Here is a 7,382-nt window from a genome sequence, read left to right on the forward strand (position 1 = left end):
CTGTGTCTTCGTGTTGGGATTTAGATCGATGCAACGAGCGAAAGTCCGCCGCCGCATACCCGCATGCGGGCCGCGGCGGAACCCGGCGCCGGCCGTGCGTGGACGGCCGGCGCCTGTCGCTTACCAGTTGAAGCCCATCGACAGCTTGAAGCTGCGGGTCGGCAACGCGATGTTGTCGCGGCGCTCGCCGAGGCGTTCGTTCGGATCGCCGACGCTACCGCGATAGGTGTCGTAATCGATGTAGTTGCGCCAATTGAACACGTTCAGCACGTCGCCGCGGACCCAGAACTTGAAGTCGGTACCGGTATCCCACTCCTTCTGCAAAGCCAGGTCGAACTGCTTGAAGCCGATCGTGTCGCCCGGGGTGTAGGGTTGGAAGAAGCAGTGGTCCGGCCCGTTGGTGATGCAGTTGAGCGAGTCCTCCGCCTCCGGGCTGGCCAAGGTCAGCTTGCCCGACAAGGTCATGCCGTAGAAATCCATGATGCCGGTGGCGACGAACCGGTGCTTGGAAATGCCGAGCGCACGGGTGAAACCGACCTCATCCAGGTTCGGATAATCGAAGGTGAAGATGTCGGAGTTGTTGCGGTTTTCCTTGGCGTCGGTATAGGTGTAGGCGAAGCTCACGCCCCAGCCGCTCTCGTCGGTGAACGGCTTGTCCAGCGACAGCAGCACCTGGTTGGTCTTGGTCTCCACCGCGTTATTGCCGATGAAGAACTTGCCGAAGCCGGGCAAGGTTTCGCCGAACGGCGCGCTGCCGAAGCTGACGCCGGGCGGGAAGAAGGTGCCGTCCGGGCGGCGGTTGCCGAGCGAGAACAGGATGCCGTCGTGGCTGCGGATATGGACCAACGTCGCCGAGGAATTCCAGTCCTGGCCGAACATCGCGAAGGCGTTGCGCATGCCCAGGCTGAACTGATCGGAGTACGGCGTCTTCAGATCGTTGTTGAGCAGGAACACTTCGCTGCCGGCGTTCGGCCGCTGACGCGCGAGCGCGGCCAGCACTTCGGGGTCGTAGAAGCTGGGGTCGAAGTTGAAGCAGTTGCCGGTCGGCGTCACCGTGCAGGTATGGTTCGGCGAATTGAACTGATAGGTGTTCTGCTGGAACGCGAGACGGTAGCGCTCGTACGACAGGTAGTCGAACTGATTGCGGTTGTAGGAGCGTCCGGCGCCGCCGAAGATCACATGGCGTTCGTCGCCGTTGAGATCGTAGGAGAAGCCCAGGCGCGGCTGCCAGCCGTCCTTGAAGGCCTTGCGGTTGTTGCCGGTGCTGATGTAGTCGTTGATGTCGTAGTCGACGTTGGCGTTGTGGATGTTCGGGAACGCGTTCAACGCCGCGACCAGGTTGGCCGGAGTCACGAAATCCTCGTAGCTCGGCGTGCTCTCGTAATCCCAGCGCAGGCCCAGGTTCAAGGTCAGGTGCTCGTTGACCTCCCAGTCGTCCTGCAGGTAGATGCCGAACTGCTTGTTGCGCGACTTCACGCTCGGCGGAAAGTCGCCGGCGGTGCCGGAGAACAGCACCTCGTAGGGCGTGGCGAAGTTGCGGATGTCGTAACGGTACTGCGGCGAGAAGGGCTGCTTCTCCATCGCGGTGATGTCGACGACCTTGTACTTGACGCCTGCCTTGATCGTGTGCCCGTCCCAGCCGTTCCAGGTGAAGTCGTTCTGGAAGGCGTAGCCCTTCTGGCCCTTGTCCTGGAAGTCGCCGCCGCCGCCGAAGTACAGCACTTCTTCCATGTCGGGGTTGTTGCGCCCCTCCTGGCCTTCCTTGGGAACGCGCAGGTTGTAGCCGTTGGCCAGGGTCGCCGGACGCGGACCGAAGGTGACGTCCTCGAAGGTCAGGTGGGCGTCGTTGAGCCAATTCTCGGCGCTGTACTGATAGCGCAGGTCCAGGCGGGTCTCCTCGCCGGCCTTGAGAGTGCCGTATTCGGGCAAGCGCGCGCCGCCGATGTTGGTCAGCTCGTCTTCCTTGCGGTACTTGGCGGTGAACTCGATCAGGTGCGCATCGCCCGGGGTCCAGTCGATCTTGCCGAAATACAGGTCTTCCTTGAAGGGCGCGCTCGGCGACTGCCGCGCCATCTCCTGGAACTGCGCCGGCAGCTGGTCGACCCGGAAATTACGGCCGGGAATGATCGAGCGCGGCGAGTTGTATTCCTTGGCTTCGTAGGTGACGAAGAAGTGCATCCGGTCCTGGATCAGCGGGCCGCTGAACGAAGCGCCGTACTGCTCCTGCTTGGACTGCGCCTTGGGCAGCTCGCCCTTCTCCTCGCGCACGGTCTTGGCGGTCCACTGGTCCGAGGTGTAGTCCCAGAAGAAGCTGCCGTGGAACTCGTTGCCGCCGGATTTGGTCACCGCGGTGATGCCGGCGCTGCTGAGCTGGTCGTACTCAGCCTTGTAGTTGGAGGTGATCACCTTGTATTCGGCGATGCCGAGCTGCGGGAACGGATTGCCGCGGCTCGAGTCCTGGCCGGTGATGCCGCCCTTGAGCACGTAATCCTTCTGGCCGACGCCGTCGACATAAACGTTGATGCCGCTGCTGAGCTGGGCGCCGCTGCGTATCGTGGTCGAGCCTTCGGTGCCCGTGGTGAACTGCACGCCCGGCACGATGTCGGCGAAGGCGAGGAAGTTGCGCGAGGCCTGCGGCAACGAGGCGATCTGCTTGTTGCTGACGTAGGTGGCGATTTCCGAGGTCTTGGTCTCGACCAGCGCGGTGGACGTCACCGTCACCTTGTCCAGGTCGGTCGCCTCGCCCGCCGGCGCGGTTTCGGCCACCCCGCCGGTGGACACGTTGAGCGTCGCGGCCTGGCCGACCGCCACGGTCACGTTGCGGGTATTGCTCTGGCCATCGGCGCTGACGTCGATGCGGTAAGTGCCCGGCGGCAGGCCGGCCAGGGTGTATTGGCCGCCGGCGCCGGTCTGGACCTTGCGGGTCAGGCCGCTGGCGAGATTGGTCGCGGTGACGCTGGCATTCGCGGCCGGCCCGGCATTGCCGCTGACCACGCCGCGGATGGTCGCGGCGGTGCCTTGGGCGAAGGCGATCGGCGCGGCCATCGCCAGGCAGCTGGCGAGCGCGCAGGCCAGCAGCGTGCGGCTGGGTCTGACATGGACGGAACTGTGGTTCGGATAACGCGAATGGTGTGGATTCATGATGCTTTCCTCCCTCCAAGGAGCACGTACTGCAAGGTGGCAACGGCGGAGCACTCTCTGCTCTGTAATCGCTTACACGTTCGTCCAAATTTTTTTCGACGCGATCAGCCACCGCCCCCTCGGCGTACTCCGGACTCGCGCACGATCAGTTCCGGCCGCAGCGGTTCGGGCTGCCGAGGCTCTTCCATGGATGGTTGCTGCTCCTGTGCAGCCGCTTCGGTACCCAGTTGCGTCAACAGCAGACGCGCCGCCCGGGCACCGAGCTCGGCGATATTGACCCGCATGGTCGTGAGCGTCGGGTGGACATAGCGTGCAAGCGGGATATCGTCGAACCCGGCTACCGCGATGTCGTCGGGTACCTTGAGGCCGGCCTGCACGAACGAAAACAGACAGCCCAGGGCCATCATGTCGTTAGCCGCGAACACCGCGTCCGGACGATGCGGCGCGGCCAGCAAGGCCTGTCCGGCTCTGTGGCCGGAGGCCTCGTCGAACTGGCCCGGCAGCACCCACTCCTGCGCGTCGGGCAAGCGCCGCGCGAGCGCATCGCGGTAACCGCGCAGGCGCTCGTGGGCATCGAAATTGTCTTCCGGACCGGCGATGAAGGCGATCCGGCGATGGCCGCAATCGACCAGATGCTCGACCATGGCCTGGGCGCCGCCGTAGTTGTCGACGCTCAGCGACAACAGGCCGGGCACCGCGCTCTGGGTATTGATCAGCACGATCGGCATGGCCGCATCGAGTTCGTCGACGATCGGCGCCTGCGCCGCGACATAGGGCGACATCACCAGCAACCCATCGACGCGGCCGCGCATCGCGCGCAAGGCCGCGGCCTGCTCTTCCGGCCGGCCGTGATAGCTCGACACCAACAAGTGCAGGCGGTGCTCGCGCGCGATCTGGTCGACGCCGCGCACCAGTTCGGAGAAGAATTCGCCGTGCAGGTCCGGCAGGACCACGCCCAAGGTATGGGTGCGCCGGCTGCTGAGGCTGCGCGCGGCGGCGTGCGGCGTGTAGCGCAGGTCCTGGGCGACCGCGAGCACGCGGCGCCTGACCTCCTCGGCCACGTTGCCATGGCCGTTCAAGGTCCGCGACACCGTTGCAACCGACACCTGCGCCGCGCGGGCGACATCTTTGATCGTCACGCTCATCACGTTCCTGGACCGCCCCTCGCGGCTGGAAAGTCGCCCGACTGTAAACGTTTTCAAGAACAAGTGTAAAGCGCTTGTTATGAAAAGCGTTTAGCGGCTTCGGCACCGGCGCGCATGTTGCAGCGCGACATGCGCCGTGCGGCTTGGCGCCCTGCTGTGCGACTGCTTATCCGCGCTGTTCGCCGGGCGCGCGCGCGCTGATCGTCAAGGCATGGATGTCGGTGGTCATCAGCTCGCCGACCGCGGCATACACCGCGCGGTGCCGCGCGATCGGGTTCAGGCCGACGAAAGCGCTGCTGACCACCGCGACTCGGAAATGCCCGCGCCCGTCCTGCGCGCCGGCATGGCCGACGTGCTTGTGGCTTTCGTCCTCGATCTCCAATGCGACCGGCGCAAGGGCGGTCTCGATCGCGTTGCGGATCGCTTCGACGCGTTGCTCGCGCGGAAGCGCCATTACGGCAGCACCTTGCGGAACGGACGCACCTCGACCCGCGCGTACACGCCGGCATCGACATAGGGGTCGGCATCGGCCCAGGCGCGCGCGCCCTCGAGCGATTCGAACTCGGCGACGATCAGGCTGCCGCTGAAACCGGCCGGACCCGGGTCTTCGGCATCGATCGCCGGGCACGGCCCGGCCAGCAACAGGCGGCCCTGGTCGCGCAACGCGGCCAGGCGCGCCAGATGCGCGGGACGCGCCGCGCCGCGCGCGGGCAAGGAGTCGGCGACGTCATAACCTTCGATCAGATACCACATGCCTGGACTTCGACCTCGTGAGGGACGCATCGGTACGCGCATTCTACCGGCGCGCACGCCGTACGCGGCGACGTCTGCGAGTAATTCGCACGAGGTTCAGCGATTGAAGCCGGATAGGCCTCTCGTTCGATGCCGAAGGGACCCGCCCAGGATTCGGGCTCGCCAGACGCCTTCGAGTCCTCCGCTACAGACGGCTATGCGCCGCATTGGTCGCCGTCGCTGCCGCGTGCCTCGATACCGGATACGAGTTCGATCCACAATCGGCGGAATCATCGAAAGCGTCGACGGTGAAGCGGATACACCCGTCGCGGTCCCGATTGTTGAATCCAGTAGATGAGCGATCGTCCACCGCGGCTCCGGAGCCGTCGGTTCAGGGCACTGAGCCGGATCTGACGATGCCGCGCATAACTCAAAATAAAACGGCCTGCACTGCTTGAGTACAGGCCGTTCGTACTCGCCCGCCGTCCGCGATCACGCCATCATCGGGCGCGCCTGTTGCTGCGGCTTCGGCTCCTGGCCTTGCTGCTGCACCTGCGGCACGTCCTGCTGCAGGCGCTGGCTCGATTGCTCGACCGGCTGGCCGGCCGCGATGCCCTTGTCGGCGTAGGCGCGGTGGTGGGTCGGGTCGTTGAGGCCGCCCTGCACCGCGAACAGGCCGTTGCCGTTGGCATTCAAGGCGACGTGGTCGATCTTGGTCAGGCCGCTGACGCGGGCCTCGTAGGTCAATGTCGCCGCGGCGTTCTCGATTTCCTGGCGGTTCTTGAAGCCGGCCTGCGGGCCGAGCTTCTCCAGGCCGTCGACCGCCTGGCGGAACATCGCATTGTTCGGATGGCTCGCATCCGACAGCAAGGGCGCACGCGCCGGGTCGGCCGTGCGCGCCGGGCTGTGCGCTTGCTCATCGTGAGCATGAGCCTGCGCCGGCTCGGCCGTCTTCAAGGCCCCCAGGGTGCGCGCGCCGGCGATGCCGTCGACCTTCAGGTTGTGGTCGCGCTGGAAGGCCTCGACCGCTTCCTTGGTGTGCTGGCCGAACTTGCCGTCGGCGACGATCGCATTGCCCTGCGCGTCCTTGTAGCCGAGCCGCGCCAGTTGTTCCTGCATCGCCTTCACCTCGGGGCCGCGCTCGTCCTTGCGCAGCACGCCGTCGGCCATCGCCGCGGCCTGGGTGGTCGAGCCGGGGCCGCCGGGCGTGTGCACGGCGCGGCCGTTGCCGGAGACGTTGCTGACTTGCGCCGGGCCGGTCAGGTTGTCCGAATGCGGCGGGCGCCGGTCGGTGCTGATCGCACCGCTGTCGATGTCGCGCACGTAGCGCTCCATCTGCGGCAGGTAGCCGGTGTTGATGTCGATGTGGACGTGCTTGCCGAACGCGTTCGGGTCGCCCTTGTTGAAACCGCCCTGGATGCCGAGCGGCTGGCCGTACTCGACCCGGTCGCCGACCTTCAGCTCGGTGTTGCGCAGGTCCATGTGCCGGTACTGCGCGATCATCTCGCGGTTGGGGTCGTTGGCCGGACGGTCGTAGATCTGGACGATGCCGTCGCGCGGGTCGACCCGGCCGATGTAGCCGTTGGCGACCGCGGGCACGGCGACGGCGCTGGAGCCGCCGGCCTGCAGCACGAAGTCCTTGGACACGTAGTGGTCGCCGTCGCGCGAGACGGTCGGCGTGCCGGCGTAGTTGCCGAGCAGTTCCTCGCGCTCGCCGTTGACGGTGCCGTAGACGCGGCCGCGCTCGTTGCCGCGGCTGGGGTGGTGGCGCTCGAGGTCTTCGTAGTCGTGGACGTGCTGGACGTCGCGGCCGACCGATTCGACGATCGAATATTTGGGCATCGTACTTCTCCTTGTCGATGGGTGTTCCGGGCGGGCTCCCGCTGGCGGGGAGACCGGGTTCAGCGCAGCTGTTGGGTCAGCTGCCAGCACCCTTGCTTGAACTCGAATACATAGGCTTCCGGCTTGCCGAGGGTCTTGACCACCTCCTCGTCGGGCGAGAACTCGGCCTTGACGAAGTCGACCCGCATGCGGTCGCCGCTCAGGGTCCGGTCGATCTTGACCCGGTCCAATTCGCCGGCCTGCTTGCCCGGTTCGTCATAGGACCACTGGTGGTCGACCAGGGCGATCTTGAACGGCCCGGCCTGCTGCGGCGTCTGCGTCTCCAACAGCTTGCCCGGGTCCTTCAGGTCGCGGATCTCGAGCTGCGGCGCGGTGTAGGCGGAGCGTACGTTGCCCCCGTAGACGAATTGCTCGAAGAACGTGGCGAAGCCTTCTTCGCTCTTGACGCAGGCCTCGGCCGGCAACTGCACCGCCGCGGCGGCGGGCTCCGCAGCGGTCGTGGCCGGCGCGGGCTGGGCCGCT

At 66.0% G+C, this 7,382-nt stretch carries 6 protein-coding genes; all 6 read right to left on the reverse strand.

Going from position 1 to position 7,382, the window contains the following annotated elements; all coding sequences use genetic code 11:
- Window positions 1–120: 120 nt before the first annotated feature.
- Complete coding sequence (locus tag ACSAMQ_RS12560) at window positions 121–3,141, reverse strand: TonB-dependent receptor (protein WP_435395964.1); 3,021 nt, start codon at window positions 3,139–3,141, stop codon at window positions 121–123.
- Window positions 3,142–3,245: 104 nt separating this feature from the next.
- Entirely contained in the window at window positions 3,246–4,286 is a 1,041-nt protein-coding gene (locus ACSAMQ_RS12565) for a LacI family DNA-binding transcriptional regulator (protein WP_435395965.1), read from the reverse strand.
- Window positions 4,287–4,452: 166 nt separating this feature from the next.
- Window positions 4,453–4,740, reverse strand: coding sequence for a BolA family protein (locus ACSAMQ_RS12570; RefSeq protein ID WP_435395966.1), 288 nt, complete (start codon window positions 4,738–4,740; stop codon window positions 4,453–4,455).
- Complete coding sequence (locus tag ACSAMQ_RS12575; RefSeq protein ID WP_435395967.1) at window positions 4,740–5,039, reverse strand: YciI family protein; 300 nt, start codon at window positions 5,037–5,039, stop codon at window positions 4,740–4,742. Before ACSAMQ_RS12575 ends, ACSAMQ_RS12570 begins: the two co-directional genes overlap by 1 nt.
- Window positions 5,040–5,510: 471 nt before the next feature.
- Window positions 5,511–6,860 (reverse strand): XVIPCD domain-containing protein, encoded by a 1,350-nt coding sequence (locus tag ACSAMQ_RS12580; RefSeq protein WP_435395968.1) that lies wholly within the window; start codon window positions 6,858–6,860, stop codon window positions 5,511–5,513.
- Between the two features lie 59 nt (window positions 6,861–6,919).
- The coding region (locus tag ACSAMQ_RS12585; RefSeq protein WP_435395969.1) for a hypothetical protein at window positions 6,920–7,382 on the reverse strand (463 nt) is incomplete at its 5' end.

The organism is Lysobacter sp. 1R34A (assembly GCF_051217035.1).
Taxonomy (GTDB): Bacteria; Pseudomonadota; Gammaproteobacteria; order Xanthomonadales; family Xanthomonadaceae; genus Lysobacter.

Excerpts from the sequence above, each read along its gene's own strand:
- ACSAMQ_RS12560 (WP_435395964.1), bottom strand. The coding sequence starts at position 3,141 with ATGAATCCACACCATTCGCGTTATCCGAACCACAGTTCCGTCCATGTC.
- ACSAMQ_RS12580 (WP_435395968.1), bottom strand. The coding sequence starts at position 6,860 with ATGCCCAAATATTCGATCGTCGAATCGGTCGGCCGCGACGTCCAGCAC.
- ACSAMQ_RS12575 (WP_435395967.1), bottom strand. The coding sequence starts at position 5,039 with ATGTGGTATCTGATCGAAGGTTATGACGTCGCCGACTCCTTGCCCGCG.
- ACSAMQ_RS12565 (WP_435395965.1), bottom strand. The coding sequence starts at position 4,286 with ATGAGCGTGACGATCAAAGATGTCGCCCGCGCGGCGCAGGTGTCGGTT.
- ACSAMQ_RS12570 (WP_435395966.1), bottom strand. The coding sequence starts at position 4,740 with ATGGCGCTTCCGCGCGAGCAACGCGTCGAAGCGATCCGCAACGCGATC.